Source organism: Pseudozobellia thermophila (assembly GCF_900141855.1).
Taxonomy (GTDB): Bacteria; Bacteroidota; Bacteroidia; order Flavobacteriales; family Flavobacteriaceae; genus Pseudozobellia; species Pseudozobellia thermophila.
In genome coordinates this window covers 146,136-170,463 of the sequence record NZ_FQYU01000001.1, presented here as the reverse complement: position 1 = coordinate 170,463, position 24,328 = coordinate 146,136, and the positions used below count along the sequence as shown (strand labels likewise).

The following is a 24,328-nucleotide window of genomic DNA, read 5'->3' as shown; positions in this document are numbered from 1 at the left end:
TTTTATTGCTATTATATCAAAATAGACCATCCCTGTTTGCGAAAAATGTATTATGCATGCATAATTTTTTTCGATTTATGATTTTCCGTTTAAAAAAAAATGTAACTTGCCAATACAAACACATTTAACTTAAACTTAACATGAAAACAGTACTATTTTTAGCATTGCTGTTGGTGGGTGGCCTAGGCTATTCCCAGACAACGGTAAACGGTAAAGTGGTAGACCAGAACAACGAGCCCATACCTGGGGCGAATATCGTTATTACAGGAAAAACGATAGGAACCACAGCTGATTTTGATGGGAATTTCACACTCGAAACTTCTGAAATTCCCCCCTTTCAGTTGACGATTACAAGTATCGGATATTCTGGGGTTACCGAAGAGGTCACTTCAAACAATCAAACGCTTACCATCGTACTGGCCGAGGCGCAGACCTTTTTGGACGAGGTGGTCATTTCCGCTTCCCGGACACCGGAACGTATTTTTGAATCCCCCGTGACCGTTGAACGATTCGGGATTCAGGATATCAAACACACGGCTTCCGCCGATTTTTACGACGGACTGGAGAACCTTAAGGGGGTCGATGTCAATACCAATAGTTTGACGTTCAAGTCGGTAAACACAAGGGGGTTCGCCACATTTGCCAATACCCGATTTATGCAATTGGTGGACGGAATGGATAATTCTACCCCTGCCCTTAACTTTCCTATTGGCAACCTTGTAGGTATGATCGAAACCGATGTGCAGAGCGTTGAGCTTCTGCCAGGAGCTTCTTCGGCCTTATACGGAGCCAATGCCTTTAACGGCATCCTGTTTATGAGAAGTAAAAACCCCTTCGACCATCAGGGCTTGAGCGGTTACGTTAAGAGGGGGATTACCTCGCAGAAGGCCGCAGGCGATAACCCCTATACCGATTTCGGGATAAGGGCCGCCATGAAGTTCAGTGAAAAATTTGCGGGTAAGGTAAATTTCGGATACCTGAAAGGAACCGACTGGGCCGCTACCAGTGAAGTGGACAAGACCAGGGTCGGCGGAACACGTGCCGATCTGAACTATGACGGTATCAACGTATATGGGGATGAGGTCTCGGCAAATATCAAGAGCGTGGCCGAAACCTTGGAAACCACCATCAATCCTGAAACGGGCGCGCCCTTTTTGCCCGCCGGGGCCAATGCCCTCGTGCCCTCCGTTGAGGTCAGTAGGACCGGGTACAACGAACGTTACCTGACGGATTACAATGCGGAAAGCGTCAAGGCCGATTGGGGGCTCTACTACCGCCCCTTCGAAGACGATTTTGAAATCTCCTACGTGGGCAAGGTAGGTACGGGTACCACCATCTATCAAGGTACTAACAGGTACAATATTGATGGTTTCTTTCAAGAACAGCACAAACTTGAGCTCCGAAACGACAACTTCTTTGTAAGGGGCTATATCGTCGCCGATAAGGCGGGCGATTCGTACGATATGGTATTTACCGGAATCAATATCAACAGGGCCTGGAAAGATGATGAAACTTGGTTCGGTGAGTATACGGGGGCCTATGTACAGGCCACCTTGGGCGGGGCCACCAACGAACAGGCCCATGCCATTGCCAGGGCACAGGCCGAATCGGGGAGGTACGAGCCCGGATCGCCGGAGTTTAAGGCGGCTTTCGAGAGAACCATCAAAGATCCCGACCTTTCGACAGGCTCACAGTTTAGGGATGCCTCCAAATACTACCATGCCGATGCCAACTACAACTTCAGTCATTTGACCGACTTCGCCGATATTCAGGTAGGGGGGTCTTACAGAAAGTATAGCCTGAATTCTTTCGGTACCATATACACCGATTACGACGGTGCCATCGATTATTCTGAATTCGGTGTCTATACCCAGATTCAAAAAGCCTTTGAGTTTAGTGAATCGATGAACCTAAAATTGACCGGATCCCTGCGTTACGATAAGTCCGAGTTTTTTGACGGTTTCTTCTCCCCCAGAATTTCGGCAGGTCTTACCTTGAACCGCGACCATAATATTCGGGCCTCGGTCCAGACCGGTTTTAGAAACCCTACCACCCAAGACCTCTTTATTGGCTTGGATGCCGGTAGGGCCATTTTGGTGGGTTCCGCCCCTGACAACCTAGACAGGTATTCGCGGAATTTTGACGTGAGCGGTGCCGCACAGGAAGGTTTGGGTCAACCCGCTACAATAACCCAAACGGGTCGGGCGGCCTATGAAAACTCATATAAACTTAGTTCCGTCGAGCGATTGGCGGAAACCGGCAACCCTGCCGAACTTGAGGTGGCCAATCCCGACATCGTAAAGCCCGAACAGGTCACTTCCGTCGAAGTGGGATATCGCGGTAAGTTCGACAAGTTGATAGTTGATTTTAGCGCGTACTACAACCAGTACAAGGATTTTATTTCACAAGAAGTGGTTATAGCCCCCTACTACGGAACGGTCGGCGATGGTTCATTGTCGGTGGCCGCAATTGCCAACGACGATTACCAGGCCTATAGCGCCTATACCAATTCCGATGTGAATATCGGGTCGTACGGCGCCTCTTTGGGGCTGACCGCCCAGCTGTTCGGCGGATTCGATTTAAGCGGTAGCTATACCTATTCAAAACAGGATTTCGACCAAGAGGCCAATCCCGACTTTATGAGCAACTTTAATACGCCCGAACATAAATTCAAGGCCTCTTTGGGAAATACCGACCTTTTCGAGAACTTCGGTTTCAATCTGGCCTACCGCTTTAGCGATGATTATTTTTGGGAAGCTACCTTCGGTAACGGGGTAGTTCCGGAGTTCCATGTTTTGGATGCCCAGATCAACTATAGGGTGCCGAGCATAAAATCGTCTTTTAAGGTAGGTGCGACCAACCTATTGGGCGATGAATACTTCACGGCCTTCGGAACCGGTTTTATCGGTTCTATGTATTACGTGTCTTGGACAATCAATAACTTATAATATTCTGATCATGAAAATAAAATATATAGCCTTTTTGGCCCTATCCTTGGCCTTGGTGGCGTGCAACGATGAAGCCGATTTTGATCGTACCGAAGAGGTGGTCGAAGCACCGGAGCTCTCGGCGGGTTCGGCTGATTTTTCAACCTACGTTTCCCTAGGAAACTCATTAACGGCAGGTTTTACCGACAATGCGCTCTTTATGGCGGGACAACAGAATTCGATACCCAACCTTTTGGCGGCCAAATTCGCCTTGGCCGGTGGGGGCGAATTCTCCCAGCCCTTAATGAACGATAACATTGGCGGACTTCTTGCGGGGGGTACGCGGATCGAGGGTTTTGACCCGAGATTGGTCTTCGATGGGTCCGGACCCGCAGGTCTCGAAGAGGTGGTCGGTCCGATTGAACCGACAACGGATATTGTTTTGAACAATCCAACCGGGCCTTTCAATAATTTGGGCGTGCCGGGGGCCAAGAGTTATCACTTGTTGGCTCCGGGTTATGGCAACATCGCCAACCTTCAGGCCGGATTGGCCAACCCCTACTTTATACGTATGACCGGAAGTACGCCCGACGCTTCGGTCTTGGAACTGGCCATGGCACAGTCGCCGACCTTTTTTACACTTTGGGTGGGCAATAACGATGTTTTGGGCTACGCCCTTTCCGGGGGTGACGGTACCGACCCCATTACCGATAAGGCCACTTTCGATTTTGCGGTAAGTACGCTGGTAAGCACCTTGACTTCAAGTGGGGCCAAGGGGGTTATGGCCAATATTCCCTATGTAACGTCCATTCCGCATTTTACGACCGTCCCCCACGATCCCATTGATCCCAATATGAACGATTTTGCGTCCCAAGTACCCACTTTGAACACCTTTTTTGGAGCGCTGAACCAGGTATTTGAATTTTTAGGCCAGCCGGAACGGTCAATTGTTTTTAATGATTCGATCAATAACGCCGTTGTTGTCTTGGACGAAAATTTGGCGGACTTATCGGCCCAGATTACAGGGGTGTTGAATGCCAATCCGGCCTTTCCGGCCTTTGTTCAACAATTTGGGCTTCCCGAAGCGGCCGCGCCAACCGTCGCAACATTGATGGGTGATGCATACGGGCAGGCACGAATGGCCACCGAAGACGATCTTTTGGTCTTGTCAAGCAGTACGACCATAGGCGAAGTGAACGCCTTTTCGTTCAATGCACTTAAGGGCTTCGGGTTTCCGGATGCCATGGCGGCCCAGTTTTCAGTTGAGGGCGTTACATTGCCCCTGGCCGACAAATGGGTCCTGACCCCGGAGGAACAGGATGAGGTCAAAGTGGCTACGGACGAATTTAACGCCACCCTTTCCGCTGCAGCTTCAGGAGCGGGATTGGCCTTTGTCGATACGAACCAATTATTGCAAGACCTTGACCAAGGTGGCGTTACGGACGGGGACTATACCTTGGGCGCCGGCTTGGTGACCGGGGGAGGGTTTTCCTTGGATGGCGTACATCTGACCGCTAGGGGCTACGCCCTGTTGGCCAATGAGTTTATGAAAGCCATTGATGCAAGCTATGGGTCTAATTTTGAAGCCTCGGGTTCTTTGTACGATATAGGTAATTATCCTACAAATTATTCACCCACGTTAAGGTAGTTTGTTGTTTGAGAATCAACAAAAAACGGCGCTATTGTATAGTGCCGTTTTTTATGGCTAAAAAAGAACAAAAAGTAGTTTTCAATTAAAGTTGAAAAACCTACCTTTGCCCCCTGAAAAACACAGGTGAAAAAACCTGTATATCAATAGTTAATCAATTGAATTTTTTAAACTAATAAGGTAATGTCAAAAGTTACAGGTAAAGTTTCGCAGATCATTGGGCCGGTCGTTGATGTTGAATTTCAATCAGGTGATACCCTTCCAAAAATCTACGATTCATTGGAAATCACTAACAAGGATGGTTCTAAGTTGGTGCTAGAAGTACAGTCGCACGTAGGTGAAAATACCGTTAGGACCATATCAATGGATTCTACCGATGGTCTAAGCCGTGGAACTGATGTGCTTGCGACAGGTAGTGCTATTCAAATGCCGATCGGAGACGAGGTATACGGTCGTCTTTTTAACGTAATCGGCGATGCCATCGACGGTCTGGGCAATTTGCCAAAGGCCGGTGAAGATGGCCTGCCCATTCACCGCGAGGCTCCAAAATTCGAAGATCTTTCTACTTCTACCGAAGTTCTTTTCACTGGTATCAAGGTTATCGATTTGATCGAGCCTTATGCAAAAGGTGGTAAGATCGGTTTGTTCGGTGGTGCCGGTGTTGGTAAGACCGTATTGATCCAGGAATTGATCAACAACATTGCCAAAGGGCACGGTGGTCTTTCCGTATTTGCCGGTGTTGGTGAGCGTACCCGTGAAGGAAACGATTTGCTTCGTGAGATGTTGGAATCGGGCATTATTAAATACGGTGACGACTTCCTCCATTCTATGGAAGATGGCGGATGGGATTTGACCAAGGTCGACAAAACCGCTATGAAGGAATCGAAGGCGACTTTCGTATTCGGTCAGATGAACGAACCTCCCGGAGCCCGTGCACGAGTAGCCCTTTCAGGGTTGACCATAGCGGAGTATTTCCGTGACGGTGCCGGTGAAGGCCAAGGTAAGGACGTACTTTTCTTCGTTGATAATATTTTCCGTTTTACCCAAGCAGGTTCAGAGGTATCGGCCCTTTTGGGACGTATGCCATCTGCGGTGGGTTACCAACCTACTTTGGCTACGGAAATGGGTGCCATGCAAGAGCGTATTACCTCTACCAAAAGAGGTTCCATTACATCGGTACAAGCGGTTTACGTACCTGCGGATGACCTTACCGACCCTGCGCCAGCAACAACTTTTGCCCACCTGGATGCAACTACGGTACTTTCGCGTAAGATTGCGGAGTTGGGTATTTACCCTGCGGTAGACCCATTGGATTCTACTTCGAGGATCTTGACTCCAGAGATTTTGGGTAAAGACCATTACGAGTGTGCACAAAGGGTAAAGGAGCTATTGCAACGCTATAAAGAGCTACAGGATATTATCGCCATCTTGGGTATGGAGGAACTTTCCGAAGAGGATAAGTTGGCGGTTGGCCGTGCAAGACGTGTACAACGTTTCCTTTCACAGCCTTTCCATGTGGCCGAGCAGTTTACCGGTATCCCAGGCGTTTTGGTAGATATCAAGGAAACCATCAAAGGCTTTAATATGATTATGGACGGAGAGTTGGATCACCTTCCAGAATCCGCCTTTAACCTTAAAGGAACCATCGAAGAGGCTATCGAGGCAGGTGAGAAAATGTTGGCCGAAGCGTAACGAGGCAATCCGGTCGGCAGTTGTTAGAAAACTGTTTGTACGCCGAATGCCGAATACTGAAAAATTATGTATTTAGAAATTGTATCACCGGAAGCCACTTTATTCGCCGGGGAAGTTACTTCGGTAACCGTACCGGGGGTAAATGGCGAGTTTCAGATGTTGAACAACCACGAACCGATTATTTCGTTGTTGCAAGAAGGCAATGTCAAAGTCGATGGAAACGTTACGATCGATGAGGACTATGCATCCAAATTTTCAAAAGACGCCGATGGAAAAACGATTTTGCCCATCACAAGCGGAACTGTTGAAATGAAGGACAACAAAGTAATCGTTCTGGCCGATTAGGAAGAATAACATACTAACAGAAAAACCCAAAAGCATTTGCTTTTGGGTTTTTTTATGGTCGATCCTGTCCCTTTATTTCTTAATCACCTTTCGAAGGACCTTCCCGTAGGGTGTTTCCAACAAAACGGCGTAGACGCCTGCCGGTAGGCCCGATATGTCGAAAGGAAGGATGTACGACGAACGCCCACGGTCTTTCTTAGAGGCCATAAGGGCATTGTTGGCCAAACTGAATACCTTGATACTGATATTGCCCTTTTCGCTTAGGTTGACGTCGGCAGTAAACTGTCCACTGCTAGGGTTGGGATAGATGATAAAGTCTTCCACCAACTTTTGACCACCTTGGCTATCTTCCTTCTTTACGGAAGCATCGGGTGCAACGACGATTATTTTCTTGGTTTGTTGGGCCTTACAGTCGCCCCTATAGGTTGCGATTCCTATTTCATATTCACCGGGTTCACTAAACCTAAACTCGGCCTCATCGTTATCTTTTTGCAAAACCGTAGCCTCGTCGGGCAGTATCCATTCCAGTTTTTCGGGTAGGGGGTAGCTGATATCGACGGCGACCACCGTTTCATCAGCGAATACCTGGGTAGAGGCGGCAAATTCGGCACTTATCTCTTCCGTGCTTATCTCTACGGTAATACTTCCTTCGGCCGAACATCCTGTGGATGTTGACACTAAAACGGTATATGTACCGCTTTTTGTCAGGGTCACCATGGCCTCGTCGCTTGTAAAGCCGTTGTTCGAAGACCATTGATATATGGCATTTTCATCTTCGATAGTGGCATCCAGTACCAGTTCTTGGCCGACACAAAGCGTTCTGTTTTCACCCAAATCGACCGAAACGGGTTTTGGGTATTCCAATACATAGGTGCGGGTAATTGGACCGTTCTCCAGCCCTGTTACCGTTACGGTGTAAGCCCCTGGTGATAGCCCTGTTATCGAACTTGTGGTTTCCCCGGTATTCCACTCATAGGTAAACTCTCCGTTGCCCCGGTTGACCAATAATGTAATGCTTCCGTTGGAATCGCCTTCACAGGCGGGTTGTACAATGGTTTCTTCTATGATGTCGGGTTGGGTAATCTCGTAGGTTTCGATAACACTACATCCATTGTCATCCGAGATGGATACTTGGTATGAGCCTGCGCCCAAGCCTGAAATGCTTTCCTTGTCGCCAATAACACGGCCATCGAATAGGCTTAACCAACTAATATCGAAGGGAAAGGCGCCCCCATCGATTTCCAAGGAAATGCTTCCGTCGTTCGCCAAATATTCGGATACATGGGTTACCTGGGCATCGGAAATACGAAGGGCATCGGGTGCGGCATTGACAGTGGCCGCTACCATGGCAAAACATCCGTTTTCGTCTACAACTTCCAAGGTGTATTCCCCGGCAGGTACGCCGGTCAAGTTTTGGGAGGTTTCGCCATTGCTCCACACATAGGTATAGGGGGGCGTTCCCCCTTCCACCGTTACATTGACGGCACCCGTAGCCTCGCCACTACATAGCACGTGGGTGGTATTATCGATACTTGCGGTAAGCAGATCGGGTTCCGTAATGGTAATCGGGTTCGAATCCTTGGTTATGCCGTTGGCATCGGTTACCCTTAAAAAATAAGCCCCTACAGTAAGGTCGGCCAAGATCGGCGATTCCTCGTTTAATAGATTGTCGGAGCCGCTGGAGCTTTGGTACCATTCGAGGGTGTAGGGCTCGACCCCTCCTTGGATACGGGCCATGATTTCGCCGTAATCATCGCCATGGCACAATAAGAATTCGGTTTGTTCAAGAACGATGGTCAGTTCACCGGGTTCTAAAATCTCAAAGCTTTCCTGGAGGGTACATCCGTTACTGTCCGTTACCGTAACGGTATAGGTACCCTCCATTAGGTTATCGATGTCTTTTGTGGTTGTGCCATTTACATCAGGGCCTGTCCAGCTGTAGCTAAAAGGAGGGACCCCACCGGTAAATATGGGTGAGATGGCCCCATCACTTCTTCCGGCGGCACTTACGGGAACAACGATGGTATTGTCGGGGTCCCAAACCAGTTCGGGGTATTGGTCTACGACCACATCGGTCTGTACGAATTCGCAGCCATTTCCATCACGCACGATAACCGTATAGTTGCCGGCCGGAACATTTTCGAACAAGGGCGAGTTTTGAAAAGAATTGCCATTGTCGATACTATAGGTATAGTCTTGAAAGGCTCCAGGCGTACCCCCGGTAACGTTGGAGATGCTGATCGTACCCCTATCCATACCGGAACAGGTAGAAGAACTGGCGACATCGGCCGTTAGGGTACTCGGAGCGACAAGTTCGATGATAGCGCTTTCGAGGGGTGTAGGTACGGTTCCGTCATTTAGGAAAAGTTGATACGACCCGGGCGGCAAATTGGAGATGGTATTTTCGTCGACCCGTATTTCGTATAGCGACCCGTTACGCCACCACTCGAAGGTAATGGGCGCATTGCCGGTTACATCGGCCGTAATGGAACCGTCATTTGAATCGGAACAAGATATCTGGTTTTGAATTTCGACATTGTTTATGGCCAAGGGTCCGGGTTCGGTAATCTCGATCGACAAGGTGGCCGATGTACATGAATTGGCGTCGGATACGGTTACTTCGTAAAACCCGGCTATAAGTCCGCTTATATTCTGGTCGGTACTCGAGAAGGAGGTATTGTTAGGTCCCGTTCCTACCCAGTTAAAGGTGTATTCCTCATTGGGGTCGATTTCCGGGAGTCCTCCCGAGACGTTAATGACTATGGAGCCATCGTTGCCTCCGTTTGAGCTAACATTCATGTGTGCATCGGTATTTTCCGAGACTATAATTTCGGAGGGTTCTTCTACGAGGAAGGAGTCTAGCAATGGAGGAGCCTCACACTGGGTATCCTTGTCCCGAAGGTATAGGTCATACACCCCTCCTGTAGCAATAGGGATGGTAAAATTGACCAAATGTTGCCAATCGTCATAGGCATCGAGCTTGTACTCGTAATTTGTCGCTCCGGATGCGCTTACCACAATACTTCCATCTTGGGCACCGTAACAACTTATTGGGGTAATAGTCGTGTTTTCTTGATCAACTACAACTGCTATGGGGGCTTCGAGCTCGATAGAGGTGCTAACGTAGCCTGAAGCATCGTCGAAATCCGTAAAACCATCGGAGGCGACTTTCAGAACATACGTTCCCGGTTCGGTTAAGTTGTTAAGCGAAATTTGAGGGGAAGAAGTCGTTTGTGTTGCGGAAACGGTACCATTAATGGTCCATTGGTAGTTATAGGGGGGCAGACCGCCGGAAACTGTTACTGCTATGGAACCTTGATCGCCAGAGCACAACATAGGGGAAGATTCGACCGCTTCAATGCTTGGGGGAGGTGATGCGGTAACAATGATGTTGTCGGAGGTTTGGGTGCATCCGTTTCCGTCGGTGATTACGATTATGTAAGTTCCAATTTCCAGACCGGAAAACTGCGCACTTTTATTAATTGAATTATGCAGAAAATCTGGGTTTGTAACCACTTCAAAACTCGAGGTGGAAGTATTCAGTTTTTCGAGTTGAAAGGTATAATTCGGTACTCCACCTTCGTAGTTTAAGGTAATGAAATAATCGGGGCCTTGGGCAGAGGGCGCTACACCTGCCGTTGCCTCCAAAATCTCTAGATTGGGGATGGCGGCATTTATTTTCGTGTCCAAAAGTACGGTTGAGCTGCTACATTGGTCTTCTTCACTCTGTCCATTTAAGCGATAAAAGGCTTGTATTTTAACGGTTTGTTCCGTATCGGTAGGGGTGACTTCCGCCTCGTCCCCAGTTACCTCAAACCAATCACCGGCACCATTCAGCTGGTATGAGTAGTAGTAAGTGCCACTTGCATCCAAATTATTACCTCCCGTTGCGGAGAATTTTATGACGGCATTGGGATTGTCGCATGAGGCTTGGGTTATGGTGGCCGAGGGGATGATTTCGGAGGGTTGGCGGATGGTGAATGATCCTGATTTTGGATAGAGCTCTCCACTTTTTACGGTTACATTGTCACCCTCATATTTTACTTCTTGGTATAAAATATAATAGGATCCTTCTCCCAAGATTTTACCGGAGTTTCCTTTATAGCTTCCATCTGTGGTGTTTAGCTCTAGAGGCCCTACCTGATTCGGACTGCTACCATTGCTGAACCTTACATTGGCAACGGTTTGTGGAAACTGTGCGGTATTTGGATTTTCGTTTTTTTCTTCACCCTGGGGAAAAGAAGAAGAATTCCCTTGATATATAAAATATCGCATTTCATAATCTTTCTCTACATCAGATTTAAAATTTAAGGCGACACTACCATTGGATCTATCGTAGCATTCTGCATCCGTTGTTTCAATAGGGTTTGTTTCTCTTAGTTCTATGGAGCAATCTATTATTTCATAAGTTAAAATTTCAGAATAATAAAGAGGGTTAGTTTCGTTTTTATTGGATGTATATCTTGCTCTTATATACAATAAATCACTAGGATTTAAACCCGGAATATTATTTATATTAGTTGAATAACTAAATCGATTTGTACTAAAAGGAGCAAGCTCAAATGAATCTGAAAATAACGGGTCATTTATACTTGCCTCAAGAGCATATGGAAAAATGGCTGGACAATTTGTTTGAGTGGCTTGAATTGTTAGTCTTTCGCAAATTCCGAGTGAATTATTAATAGGGTCGTAAAAATTGTAATTTTGAAAATTTGGAATTTCACTAAAGGAATAATAATCCCAATTAACGGTTAAGCAACCTGAATTAAATATGGGAGAATAAAGACAACTATCAATATTTAAATCTACATCATACTGGTTAGCTGGATAAGAACAAGAAGCTGCTCCATTAGGTGTGGCTGCACTGTTATTAATGGTTACCCTGATATTGATAGAGCTTATAGGTGTAGAGGAGCTAAAGACAATGGTTTCTTCTAAACTGATTGTACTGGACTCTGGCGCAAGTCGATAAATTCTATTGTTTCCATTTATATAGATATCATAAGAATAATAATTGATAGAAGGACTAACATAATCGTCGTAGGTAATGTTACCTTTAAAACTTATCAAGTATTTATACTGACCATATAAAGCCTTGGTCGTAAGCATAATGAATCCAATTATGAAATATTTTATTAAATTAGGCATACTTAATATTTTAATTCCAATTTCTTGACGGGGGAGAGAGCACCAGATATCAAAACGAATTGTAACCCATACGTATATTCGGAGTTTATCTTCAAATCGATATCGTTATAACTAGTTACATCTTTATTGAATGTTTTAAATAGTTTAAGGTCGTTTACCGTTGTTCCTCTGTACAATCGATATTCCAGAACCTCTTGGTCTTTTATTTTCCAAGAAAGGTGTATAAAGCGTAATTCCCTGTTTGCCGTACCGGAAAATTTAAGATCGTCGTCCTTGATCGTTTTACCGCTCCACGCAACGGTAATAGGAGCCGAAGGAGTACTCTCCAGTCCCGAAGAGTCCTTTGCCACTACGATGTAGGAATACCGATTTTGTTCCAATTCCCGGGAATCTAAAAAGGTAGTGTCGCTTTTTGTTGCGGTTTCATGGATCTTTTCCCATAAATCCGTCTGTTTGCCTATGATCTTTCTAAAGACCTGATGGGATGAGACATCCGGACTACTGCTTGGCACCCAGCTGATTCGGATTCCTTCTTCTGAAATCCCGTATTTTGTAAGTACAGGGGGTGAAGGAGGAATTAAATCGGGTTTGTTGACCACCAACATTTGGGAGAATCCCGACCTGTTGTACCTTTGGTCCTCTGCCTGTAGTTTGTAGTACACCTTGGTGTTCAGATTACGAATGGATAGTGAGTCGTTGTAATTTTCCGAGTCGTGTGTTTCTGTTGTGATTTCACTGAATTCTGTATTCGGATTGTTAGACCTAAAGATCCTATATCCTTTTAAGTCCTCTTCCAGATTTTTGGCCCAAGAGAGCCTTACGATGCCCGTAGTGTCCATTGTTCCAATCAAACCTTTAGGTGCTGCAGGAGGTACGGAATCTACAGGTTGTACCATGACTGGAAGCGATTCACTTTTGGTTCCGTTTTTATCCACTGCCGACACCGTGAAGTAATTAATACGGTCCAATTTATCGTAGGAGATGCTTCTGCTTGTAGGTGGAATATTGTCTATTACCGTTCTGAAAGGGCCGTCATTGGTGTTTGACCGGTTTAGTTGAAATTTGGTAATCAGTTCGCTTCCCTCTTCTTTAAATTCCCAATAAAGAATGGCTTTATGGTCGGTGGGCATTTCTTTTCTATAAATTCTCGGTACATATTCCAATGATTTTTTGCCCTTCCCTTGTACTATAGGACTGGCAGGCCCAATTTCGCCGAATGCGTTTTTACCTTTTACGCGGTAGTAAAAGGTCTTGTCGTTGGGTATGGAATCGGTGTAATAAAGGGCAATGTTATTGTCATTTGCATGTTGTGATGCATTAAAAATCGGTTGTTGGTTCTGTTCTTCAAAGTTGAGGCCGTCGGCCGATTTTTCGACGATATAACTCGTATAAATACTGCTTAAGAGGTTATAGTTCCAGCTTAGTAACACATGGGAGTCTTTAAAAATACCTGCCAAGCCAATAGGTTGGGGCAATTTTTCGTAAAGATGGGTTCCTGCATATGTTGATGCTTCCTTGATTTTTATGTTTGCATCTTCGGGCAGGGCCACCGTAACTTTATAAACGTATGCTTCTCCGGGAACCACAGAGGTATCCACTAACCCCCAACCCGCTAGTTTGGCTCCTTCAAAGCTTTGTTCGGCAGCTAAAAGGGCAAAGGTAAAGCGCTGTTCCAATTCGTCGTTAACGGCGTTGATTTTTCCCAAAACCCCGGTTTTTGGAGCTAGGGTTTCAAAAGTTTCCCCAAAAAGGGCCTGGGCCAGGACAGCTATGTTCTGGTCTTGGTTGGCCAATGTTTCCCATTCCTCCAGAGGTCTTGGTTTTAGGGGTTCTTGAAAGAGCATTTTTCGTTCTATGGGAACTACGGCCTCCCCGTTGCGTGAAATGGTAGACCGTTCTACGTAAAAGCCGTATTCGTTGCCCATTTTCCAGCCCAAAGGTTGGTCTACGGCCCACCTGAGCATCACCTTGTCGGGAAGCGACCTTGAAATAAGTTGAACCGAGGTTGAGTCTTGGCCCCAGCAAAGGTTAATGAGCATGTATATGATAAAAGAAATTCTTTTCAAACTATTGATTTTTGTATTTTATGGGATATCCTTTTTGATATAATTGTCCAGGCGTTCTATAAATTAATTTGGCATTATAAGTCCCCAAGGGTAAAGGAGGAAAACTCGTCATCAAATACTTGAAGTTGTTGTATGTTTCTTTATCACCTTCTCCTTCGGAATAAATTTCTATAAACTTCTCTCTCAAATTGACCATATCGGCTTTGTATTGGTAAGGCAAATTATAGATATGTGGTATTCTATTTTTAACCCAGAATGAGCTTGGGTTCGAGGCTAGGTTTGCCATATACTCGTCACCGATAACAAAAGATCTAATAGGGGGAACCCCTAGGATTGTTGTGTCTCTATCTAATTCTATATTCCCGCCTAGTGGATATATATCATCATCATACAACAAAGGCCCGATTTTCTTCTTATAATAACTGTCATTTAAGACCGCTTCAGCATAAACTAAAGGTTTTGTTTGAGTGTAAGAATTCCCAATTACTTCTAGTATATCAAGATATTCATAATCTGTAACCTGAATTGATAATGAATGGACATCGGCATATATGGATGCATTAAGGAGATAGTTTGTGGGCTCTAAATTCTTGACTTTATCCCCAAATGTCTCATGTCTACTTGTTTTGAAGGGATAATCAAAAATAGATTTTGGGGCGGCATTCGAAATGGTAACACTTGATGCTTTTTTGTTGGCCACTACTGCGCTGGCCGATACGTTTTTTGTACTTTGGGTTTCGGTATCGGGGTCGTACCACGTAGTGTCCCCTCCTTCTTCGTCTGCCAACAATTCGGTTTCCTCGACGACGATTTCCGTGGGAATTTCCTGACCCGGAGGAAAGACCATTAAGTTCAGGTCGTATTCGGCATCAAGCATCAAATCAGGAATATCAAAAAAGACCATGCCCTTGTTTTTGTCATAACTAACAGGGGTTCGGACACCCTGCCCTGAAGCCCTGGATACAAACTCGGCCCTTATTTCAAAGCCTTTGTTAAAGAGATTGTCCTGGGGCTGGATCATTTTGACATAACCCGTCTTGTATTCCTTTGGATAGAAATTTCGCTGCTCCTTCACAGGGTACAAATAAGCCACGTTTTCCCATACAATATGGTCCGGCGCCTTATCGGTAACAAAGACAATCTCCTGTTTTTCCAAGACAGGCTTGCCTTCCTCGGTCATGGTTTTATAGGTGCCATCAATCTTTTCGTCAAAACTGACCTCGACCACCACTTTTACCTCTTTTTCCGAAGGTAAGGGGCGTTCCGGTTTGAACGTAACGGCATCGTTGGTGTCGTTCCACTCTAAACTTCCTAGTATTTCTTGGCCTTCGGAAGTGACGGTAAAGTTTTTCAACTGCAACTTAAAGGTCCTGACCCCCTCTTCTAGATCAACGGTAAAGTCCGAGTTGGCGGCGTAATTGAAAACGGCTTGAGGAGCCGCAAATACTGAAACATCATCGTCTCCATCCCTAGGTGTTACATCGGAGATCATCGGAACGCCAATGGTGTCGTTAATATTCTCCAGTTCGCATTCCTCCCCTAATTCTACCTTCATCCTCATTCTTCCCGATACAAGTCCGCCCAAGATTTTGTAATACATACCTACATACCCTTGAATATAGACCGGGTTTGGAAATTGGCCTCTTAGCGCGGCAGCAACGCCCGCCTCGGCAATCGTAAAATTCCCTTTGATAAAGGCGAGGTCTACCTTAACACCGAACTCTCCGTACAAATAGGCGTATACCTGGCCCATGCTATACCAGCCGTTGTTGCCAACGGGTCCTGGTCTGCCCACACATTTGGCATTGGGGTAATAGGCATGCATGACATCGAAACCGGCACCGATTTCTACCATGGCGTAGAATAGGCCCCAATCGAAGCCATAGCCGTAGCCGAAATTCATACCGAAGGCGAAGCCTTTTCCTGCAGTAAGTTGGTTGTCCTTGCGTTCGCCCCTCAATATATCATCGCCCAAAATTTTGGTAACTATTGGGTGGGGGCTGATGTCGCCTGGGGCCGGTAATTTTGTTCCGGTCATAAAGTAGCCGCCGACCCTTACCTGAACGCCGGAGTTGAACAACAGGTCTATTCGCTGGTCGGGCGTACCGATATACATATACCAGTCAGTGGGGCCGGTGTGTATTTTGGCATAGCCGGCCAAATTATTGGCTCCTCCGCCTTTGATGGCCTCGAGATCCATATAGAGTTCAAATTCGCCGTCAAAGGTGTCGTTGACAAAATCTTTTTCAATACCCACGTACACACCGACCTTGCCCGAAGCAGCTACATCGTGTACGGGAATCGATTCCTTGGCCGCGGCCATAAAGTTTCCGTATTGTTTATTTTGGGCAGCTGCAGAGTTGTCTTGTAGCGATTGATCGACTTTTTCGGCGACCTCTGCCGATTTCTTTAGGTCGTCCGGACTTGTTTCGTCCTTGCCCATGATGGCCCCTTCGCCCATAAATCCGATCCGGTTGAGTCCGCCATGTGCATTGAACTCCATTTCGAGATAGGCTTTACAGGAGAAGGCGTCGGCATTTTCGGTGGTGATTTTTACCCCGGCACGTACCCCTAGCCCAGTATTGGCATCGGGTTTATAAACGGCCGTTCCCGGTTCGAAGCCGGAACTGTTGCCGCTGACCTTTTGCATTTTGTACGATAGACCACCGACGAAAGCCTTAATGGGCAATTTCGTTGTGCCCTCGTTTTGTATGGAGTTGGTGGCGATGTCCACGGTCCAATACCTGAAATCCTTATTCCCAAAAATGGCATTGCCTTCGGCGCTGAACTTTAATTTTTTGAAAGTGGCGGTGAGATTCCCCTTAAACCCGTTGCCATAGACAGGGTCGTCTTCCATAACATCCAGTTCGCCGGTAATTTGAAAATTGGCTTTGGTGTAATCGATCTCAATACCATCGACCGATACTTTTTCAAATTTCCATTTATGGATTTTGGCACCGTCTTCCAACTTGCCCATAATGTCCATGCTGGTTGTGGCATGGGATCCTTCGCCATCAAGGTTGATCTTTAGGTCAAAGGAAAGGCCGACCTGATCCTTGGGGGTGACCAATTCGAGGTTTTCGACCGAGGCGGGAAAGTTCATCAGCTTCATTTCGCCGGTAAAACCGAAACTCTCGGCACTTATGGTTTTTTTACCGGGCTCGGTCTCCAATTTTAGTTCTTGAAACTCGATTCCGGGAAAGCTGAACCCCTTTCCGCTCGCTTCGGCTTCTTCGGCGCTGGGCGATGCATCCCCCTCTTTTTGGCCTATTTCACCGATAACGGAGAGTTTTCCTGTTAGGTTGGCCGAGGGGTAAACATGGCCCTCTTTTACATCAATGGCTACGCTGGAGTTGCGTTCGAGTTGCATTTCACCCAAGAACACGGGGGTTTTGTAGTTGCTGTTGAGTCCCACTTCCAGACCATATCCGTTTTGGGCTATGTATCCTTCGTAGTCCATGGGCTCTTCGAAGATGGGAACGGCAATGTCTCCGCCGATGGATCCGTCGGTCAATGAATTTCGGGAAAGGGAAATGCTTACCTCGTCTATGGTAAAGGCCCATTTGCCAGCGGCGCCATCGCCGGTTTTTAGAACGTTTTCCCCATAGAAGGTGCCCGAGACACCCTGACTGTCCAATACCAAGTTTTTGGCCCCGAATTCGACCCTGCCGTTCGATTTCTTGGTGCTATTGATGCCCTCGGGCAGCATAACGCTTACTTCTTCGGCATAGAAGCCCCGCCATAGTTTTTTGTCCTCACCGGGGTAGATTTGGTCGTATTCCTCGGGAAGGTCGAGTTTGGGCGCGTTTCTACTATCGCTTAGATCAAGTACTACGTTGGTAAGGTTGAAGCCCCATCCCTTGAGGCCCACCACCTCAAAACGCGGTAGGTCGACATTGACCAAAAGGTCGTTCCAACCTTCGGCCTTTACGCTGAACGAGGTGCCGACGTAGCAATTGTTTTCTATGGCTTTTTCATTGTCTTTTATATTTTGGTTATCCCCTTTGTCGGAACAGACGTAATTACCGTTCTCGTCAATGGGCAGGAGTACGTTTCGCGACACCCGCAGGTCGCCCTCAAGGCTGATGCCTTTTAGGTCGGAGCAATCGAACTCGATATACGATTGGTCGCCAAAGGTGTTTTTTTTGAGGTCTATTCCCCCTTTTAGGGTCAATAGCCAGTTGTCGCCTTGTATGGGGATGGCCTGGTTGCCCAACAGCACCAGTTTCATATCGCCCGATAGGCCGCCATCGTAAGATAGTTTTACGTTTTCGGCCCCAAAAAAGAGTTCGCGTTCGATGCCACGATCTTTTTCGTTTTTAACTTCGCCCTTTTCGGGTATGATCAATCGGGCCCATACCTTGAGTAGGGCATAGCCGGGGGTGAACTTTACCTCGGTAATGGCGAGCTCTACGGAGTTGTTCGAGGTCTGGTCGGTCTTTTTGAGCCCCACCGGGAGTTCCAATAGGTCTTTGCCGGTTATGATGTCTACAAAGTTGCCCAGCTCCTTGACGGCATCGAGGGCGCCTTTGGCATTATTGATCAGTTTTTCTACGGCAGGGTTTTGCTGGAAGTTTTCGGCCAGGTAGGCCTCGTTGAACTCAGGTGCGCGATTGGCGAAGGACACGTTAAAGTCTTGGCTTTCGGCCAACTGTTGGTCCAAAGAAGGGAAGGAACGGAACACCTTTTCTTCCTCAACGGCTGCTTCTTCTGTTTTAGGGGGGGTAGGAGCCGTTGCGGCGGGTGTCAATACCGAGCCGCGAAGGGCCGCCAATTGTTGTAAGTGGGCCAACTGTCGGGCATCTGCCTTTTTGAGTTTGACACTGTCCTTTGGACTTGCCGAGGTCGAATCTTTTTCCGTTATGGGTGTCGATAAGCTTTTTGACCCGATATTGCTGGTCAGGAGGGAATAGCTTGTATGTGCCCAGGGGTTGCCATGGGCGTATGCCGACTGGCCGAACACGACGGCAGCGAAGCATAGGAGTGAAACTATGTACAGGTAGTTGTTTTTCATACTACGTGAAATTTTTCGTGTTTATGTACTCCCCAGGGAACTAAGGGAGACTCAATCATTTTTTATTTTTTCTTCTTTTTGTTTTATTCACCTTTCTATTTTTCCCTTCTATCTGCATCGGTTCGATCCTACATCCCCCGCCCTTCGAAGCCTTGCGCCGAGCCTGCCGAAGTAGGGGTTATTGTCCCCTTGGGGGGACGGTAAAGTAGTACCCTACTACTTTACAGGGGTGTTTTGAACATGGTACGAGCGTGATGCTTGCGCTAGAGGGGTGTTCCGCACGCCATTAATTATATGTTTATATGTTTCGCTAGTTATCATCTGAAATGTCCAACTTATATTCTATCGAATTTGATATGAAATCTTTCAGAACGTTAGCTGCTGTGCCATACGATATATTTTTTATCACAGGAATAGCACTATTGGTTAGGTCTATTATGATACGCAAACCGTCGGCCCCGTTCATTTTCGCATAGTAATGTATGTTATTCTCTTGTTTGTGATAATAGGTATACCCGTCATGAAAACTATTGAAATAGGTTTCTATATTCACTGTTTTTCCATTTATCGTTATTGTTTTTGAAAACATCTCATTTTCGCCTATTTTTTTTAATAGCTCTTTGTATTCTTGTGGTGATTTCACCATTTTTTCCATGTAAATCAGCATTCTGTTTACATCGGTTGTGCTTTTGAATAATTCCACCATTTCATTACTGTTTCCCCATTTTTCTACGACATTTTTTAGTCTTCTTAAATTGGAGACCGATAACGTGGTATAGTCAAAATTTGCTTTAATTAAAACATCAATTGCTTGGGCGCCAGATTCTGTAGTAATGATTTCTTTTAAAACACTTCTATAATGTTCGCTTTTCCCCTTTAAGTTTTTTTCCATCCCCAACATTTTAATCATTAAATCAGGGGTCTGACTATGGTCAATATTTAGCTTTGTTGTCAAATATTTGTGTACTTTTTTTGCGACCGGGTTACCTTTGAGTACATAATCAAACAGTTTGGGAGCAATCATTGGAAAAACACATTCAAATGACCCATACAGTAAGTATTTTTCCAATTCTTCTTTTGACTTTGAAAATAAAAGACCATCAATTGTTGATATATCAAGTCCAATGAGACAATCATATCCTTTCTCAATTGCAACATCCGTAAATTTTCTACCTGTGGGGCTAATTGTATTTTTGACACCTGCTAACAATGCATCTTGAAAGAAGTCTTTACTAAATTGATCTTCGTCAAGTAATTCGTTTGCAAGGTAATTCGGAATAGATTCCTCTAGTACTCCCCATATGAATTTTTCTGCCGCTTCTTTTGAAATTTCTTGTAAGAGGGCAACACCATATTCAGCAGTGACTCTATGGATAAAATAAGCGGACATAACATCTTTGCTAGCATTGGAAGCAAATTCTGCCCATAGAATAAACGCGGCATCAGTACCATACTTAGCTACGTATTGGTTGTATCCGTCTTTTTGAGAAATTGGCTCAGCTCTACCTTCGGCTTCCATTTTATGAATGGCCGTTTTAATAAAAGTGTCGTCGGCTAAATATTGAAGTCGAACTGTCAAATCAGAGAAAGAATATTCATATGGACGCTTTTCCCCTGTCGCATTGAGTATTTCATAATCTATACTTTCCTTCGAATTATAATCCTTTGGTATTGTTTTTCTTAAATCAATTGTGGAAAATATTATGTCTTTGTCACGTGAGAATGTTTGAATGGGAAAATGTTCTTCAAATTTTTCCTTGGAATAAATCTTATTGTTTGTTAAATAATTTAAAACTTCTTTGTTAATCGAATTGGATATTTCATAATTTTCTAAACCATATCCGTAGAACGCGAAGGTTTTATTTTTTAATAAATCGGATAAGTAATTTGAAAACTCTATCAATTTTATTCTTTCTTCATTGTCAACAAACTCAAATAGTTTAAAATAAACTACATCACCTGGGCCATCGATTATTCCATCACTTGTAGCATTTGCACATTGATTGCCAGAAATAAAATTCTCTATGGTACCGTCATTTGGAATAAAGGGCGGGGTTGATATACCAGTATAGCTACTTCCTATTGTTGAATTTTCCCATATCACTTGATAGATACAATCCAAATATCTTGATTTATGCTTTTTTTTAGCAATTGCGACAATATCTTTGGATTTTTCAGCAAATTTGATATTGGTGAATTTTTCTTCATTGAATTTTTTTCTAAAGTCTTCTGTGAGACTCATTTCTTTTGTAATCAGTTTTGAAGTAGAGTTGAGATATCCTATAAAACGCTGCTTGGCCGGGTTATAAAGCCCTAAAAATTTTTCATTACCTATTTTAAAAGCAATTACGGCCCCATCTTCATTAAACATTACATGGGTGGCACCCGGTATATCTATTGCAGTACCAATAGGAGACAAAAAACAATAATTATCCCAATTTTTTTCATGAATGTTAAGATATGGAGTGATTCCGTTTTGTATTAATAAACCATCCTCCTCATCTTGAAAAATGTAGAATTTAAGGGCCGGGTCATGGATCTGGGCCCAATGGGTATGGGGCAATTGGTCTCCACTGCCATAATCCATGAGCCAATCGGTTTGATTTTCAGGCATGTCATATTCAGCGAAGGGGTGCTGAAGGGCGAAAATACCATGGCCTATTTCGTGGGCCAAGGTCTTGCTCTTGTCCCCGTTCTTATCTTCACCATCATCTGGGTCACCGCCAAATACAAAGCCCATTTGCCGCTGTAGGGGCATAAATCCACCGATGGATTCTGAAGGTTCTATGTCGTTGAAGACCAAGACATAATAGGTGTCGGTCTTATAGTTGGGCAATTGCTTCACCTTGTTTACGAGCATCTTCTGTTCCTCGTTATAGGCCGCGGCCCATGCGCTTTCGCCTACATCCAATTTTTGGTTGCTTCCTAGTTCGTCCTTGGTGACGGAAAGGGAAAGGCTCTCGCCGAACTCAATACGGGCCACCGCTTTTTTGAAGATGTCGGAAACGTTGGATTCGATATTACCCAAAGAGGCGCCGTTAACGGAAACCAGGGCCACTTTTACGGTGCGTTCGGATAGATGCCAAAGGGTAAACGCCCCGGCCGTAAGTTGTTTTGTACTGTCGTCCTTGTCGGGTACGACCGCATAGATTACCTCGTTTTCGAAGGTAAACCTGCCTTTCAAGGTCAAGGTGGCCTGATTGCCCTTGAAGGTCGTGGGGATACTATCCCCATGCTTGGTCTTGAAGATGACATCCGATACATCGTAGGCATCGTTTTTAATGTCGATTTTGGCCTTTATTTTGGTGCTTGCCCTATTCTTTACGGCATGGTGGGTAAGCACATAGTCGTTGCCTTCCGCATCCTTTATAACTGTGTACTCGTCCTTGAGCTTTCCTATTTCGCCCTTGGGCATTATATCCATGGCATACGTACCCGCTTCGTTAAAGGTGACCAGAACACCTTCTGCCGTTAAGGATTCTATTTGGCCGTTGTTCGAGACGCCTTCTACGGTATCCGGGCTTATGGCCCCGCCAGTAGCAAGTGATCCCCCTTCGGTTATTTTTCCTTCCGCATCTACGTAATAGGTTTTCCCTTCACTGTCGGTAATCACCATATCGTCGCCTAAGGGTTCCGATTTGGTTGCCCCCGTATTGGGGTTGGTGATCACGACTTTACCACCTTTTATTTTTATATCTTTCTTAGATCTAAGGGCCCAGTTGACGCGAATTTCATCTAGGTCGTTATCTCCTTCAAAAAATTCCCCCACGGCATCAACGGCATCTTCTACCGTATCGACTGATTCGTTTATGTCCAAGATGTTCTTTAAACTCGGGTCGTAGGTGGTGACTACGGTACCTTCGGCCAATTTCTTGTCGGTATTGATAAGCACATTGGTAAACTCTACGCCCACTCGAATGCTGTTCAAATAAGGGATGGTCACGTATCCTTTACCCGTAAAACGGCCATTTTTACCGCTTACCTTTAAAATATTTATGGGGAAGTCGCCCGCCATAAACTTTTCACCGGAGGAGATGCTGGGCAGGGGCTCTTTGTTCGAAACATCAAAATCGGGCGTTATGCCACAGTCGTAGACACTGGCTTCGTCGTCGGCGATAAAGGTGGTAAACTCCTTGGCCATGCTCCAATCGCTTCCGGTCACCGAGCATTGTTTTTGCACCTGGTATTCGTAGGTGGTGCCTGCCTTAAGGTCCCACAGGGTGGTTTGGTTCGAAGTGGTCTTGTTCATAAACCACTCCGCTCCCTCTATGTTCTTTTGGCGGTACCGCACCGTATATTCGGGCACATCGGTAGCGAAATCGTCCCAAAAGATATTGGCATTGGTACTGCCCTTTACTTCGTGGTTGATACCGATGGGCAGGTCGCAGGTGCCGGCATAGCTGAAGGAATAGATTTCACTATAGCCCTGGTTTTTGAAGAGTCCGATTTCCTCGACCCCTTGCTTGGCCTTGGCCTGTACGCGCCAGGCGTAGTTTTTTCCCGAAAGAAAAAGCGGGTCGGCCGGACCGTATACGTAGGTGGTGGCGGTGGTCGTGACCTGAAAAACGGGCGGAGAGCTTAAAAAGGCCTGTTGCGGGTCTACCTGGGTATCCCAGATCTCCACGATGCTCAGTTCGTATTCCACATTGCTCACGTTGATGTGGCGTGGCGTCCATTGGAAGACGATGTTCTGCGGATTGGTTTCGGCTAGGTTGGACTTGTTTCTCGGTGCGACCAGAAAGGGCGGTTCGTTTTGAAAGACAACGCTGGTGGCACAGCTTTTTTGCGACAGGCGGTTGCCCGTCAGTACATCGTACACCTCAAAACAAAAGGAGTAGGCGCCTTCGGGAATGGCTTTTCCGTATACGTTGGGCGATATTCCGCTAATGTTCTCGAACCTAAAGTACGGGGCCAATTGTACGTTGGTGAGTACCAAGGGCACGCCGCCTTCCAAATAGAGTTTTTCGGCACCTAGCACCACATCGTTACTATGAAAGCTGATACCCCCGCCCTCAAAATAGGTACGCAGGCGTATCTCGCGGTTGGCGATCTCAAAATCGTTCAAGATGATCTGCACGCGGAGCGGACTGCCCAAGGTACTCGCATCGGCATAATCGGAGAAATAGATCGGCGCCGGCGGGGTTACCTGAGGAATCACCTGAACGGGAAAGGACTGGGCGTTTACCGCGAGGCTACCCAGGAAGCATAGGAAGAAAAGAAGCATGTATAAAAGCACAGCCTGACCCTTACCGAAGGTCTTGCGCCATGCGCCACGGCCATTTACCGGGTTTGTAAAGGGATGCTGCAATGCTAAATCGTTGTTTTTCATATGTTTTATAACGCTGTTGGTCATCAACGGTCCGATATTTTTTAATTTTCTTAGAACTAATAGCTGCCAACTGCCCACTGCCAACTGTTCACTGCCCACTGCCCACAGCCAACTGCCTACTGTTCATTGCTCATTGCTAACTGTTCACTGTTAATTGTC

The 24,328-nt window shown here is 45.9% G+C and carries 8 protein-coding genes; 4 read left to right on the top strand and 4 right to left on the bottom strand.

Annotation, left to right across the window (positions count from 1 at the left end):
• Window positions 1-140 precede the first annotated feature (140 nt).
• From BUB37_RS00755 to BUB37_RS00740, 4 genes are all read left to right on the top strand, one after another.
• Window positions 141-2,948 carry a TonB-dependent receptor gene (locus BUB37_RS00755; protein WP_072986903.1) on the top strand — a complete coding sequence of 936 codons (2,808 nt, stop codon included), beginning with the start codon at window positions 141-143 and terminating at the stop codon, window positions 2,946-2,948.
• Window positions 2,949-2,958: 10 nt separating this feature from the next.
• The gene (locus tag BUB37_RS00750) at window positions 2,959-4,575 is read left to right on the top strand and encodes a G-D-S-L family lipolytic protein (protein ID WP_072986901.1); all 1,617 of its coding nucleotides are present in this window, start codon (window positions 2,959-2,961) and stop codon (window positions 4,573-4,575) included.
• 183 nt (window positions 4,576-4,758) lie between these two features.
• Window positions 4,759-6,267 carry a F0F1 ATP synthase subunit beta gene (gene atpD, locus BUB37_RS00745; RefSeq protein ID WP_072986899.1) on the top strand — a complete coding sequence of 503 codons (1,509 nt, stop codon included), beginning with the start codon at window positions 4,759-4,761 and terminating at the stop codon, window positions 6,265-6,267.
• Window positions 6,268-6,333: 66 nt separating this feature from the next.
• A complete protein-coding gene (locus BUB37_RS00740) occupies window positions 6,334-6,612 on the top strand; it encodes a F0F1 ATP synthase subunit delta/epsilon (protein WP_072986897.1) in 279 nt (92 codons plus the stop codon).
• 72 nt (window positions 6,613-6,684) lie between these two features.
• Here BUB37_RS00740 and BUB37_RS00735 read toward each other — a convergent pair whose 3' ends face one another.
• The 4 genes from BUB37_RS00735 to BUB37_RS00720 all read right to left on the bottom strand — a co-directional run bounded on the left by BUB37_RS00735 (window position 6,685) and on the right by BUB37_RS00720 (window position 24,169).
• Entirely contained in the window at window positions 6,685-10,887 is a 4,203-nt protein-coding gene (locus BUB37_RS00735; RefSeq protein WP_072986893.1) for a T9SS type A sorting domain-containing protein, read from the bottom strand.
• An 875-nt stretch (window positions 10,888-11,762) separates the two neighbouring features.
• Window positions 11,763-13,826 (bottom strand): fibronectin type III domain-containing protein, encoded by a 2,064-nt coding sequence (locus BUB37_RS00730; protein ID WP_139278052.1) that lies wholly within the window; start codon window positions 13,824-13,826, stop codon window positions 11,763-11,765.
• A 1-nt stretch (window position 13,827) separates the two neighbouring features.
• The gene (locus BUB37_RS00725) at window positions 13,828-18,840 is read right to left on the bottom strand and encodes a hypothetical protein (protein WP_072986888.1); all 5,013 of its coding nucleotides are present in this window, start codon (window positions 18,838-18,840) and stop codon (window positions 13,828-13,830) included.
• A 310-nt stretch (window positions 18,841-19,150) separates the two neighbouring features.
• On the bottom strand, window positions 19,151-24,169 hold the full coding sequence (locus BUB37_RS00720; protein ID WP_170863096.1) for a fibronectin type III domain-containing protein: 5,019 nt from the start codon (window positions 24,167-24,169) through the stop codon (window positions 19,151-19,153).
• Window positions 24,170-24,328 lie beyond the last annotated feature (159 nt).

Bases quoted from the DNA above. Each gene is read 5' to 3' on its own strand.
- BUB37_RS00720 (WP_170863096.1), bottom strand. From the start codon at position 24,169: ATGAAAAACAACGATTTAGCATTGCAGCATCCCTTTACAAACCCGGTA.
- BUB37_RS00750 (WP_072986901.1), top strand. From the start codon at position 2,959: ATGAAAATAAAATATATAGCCTTTTTGGCCCTATCCTTGGCCTTGGTG.
- BUB37_RS00755 (WP_072986903.1), top strand. From the start codon at position 141: ATGAAAACAGTACTATTTTTAGCATTGCTGTTGGTGGGTGGCCTAGGC.
- atpD (WP_072986899.1), top strand. From the start codon at position 4,759: ATGTCAAAAGTTACAGGTAAAGTTTCGCAGATCATTGGGCCGGTCGTT.
- BUB37_RS00725 (WP_072986888.1), bottom strand. From the start codon at position 18,840: ATGAAAAACAACTACCTGTACATAGTTTCACTCCTATGCTTCGCTGCC.
- BUB37_RS00735 (WP_072986893.1), bottom strand. From the start codon at position 10,887: ATGCGATATTTTATATATCAAGGGAATTCTTCTTCTTTTCCCCAGGGT.
- BUB37_RS00740 (WP_072986897.1), top strand. From the start codon at position 6,334: ATGTATTTAGAAATTGTATCACCGGAAGCCACTTTATTCGCCGGGGAA.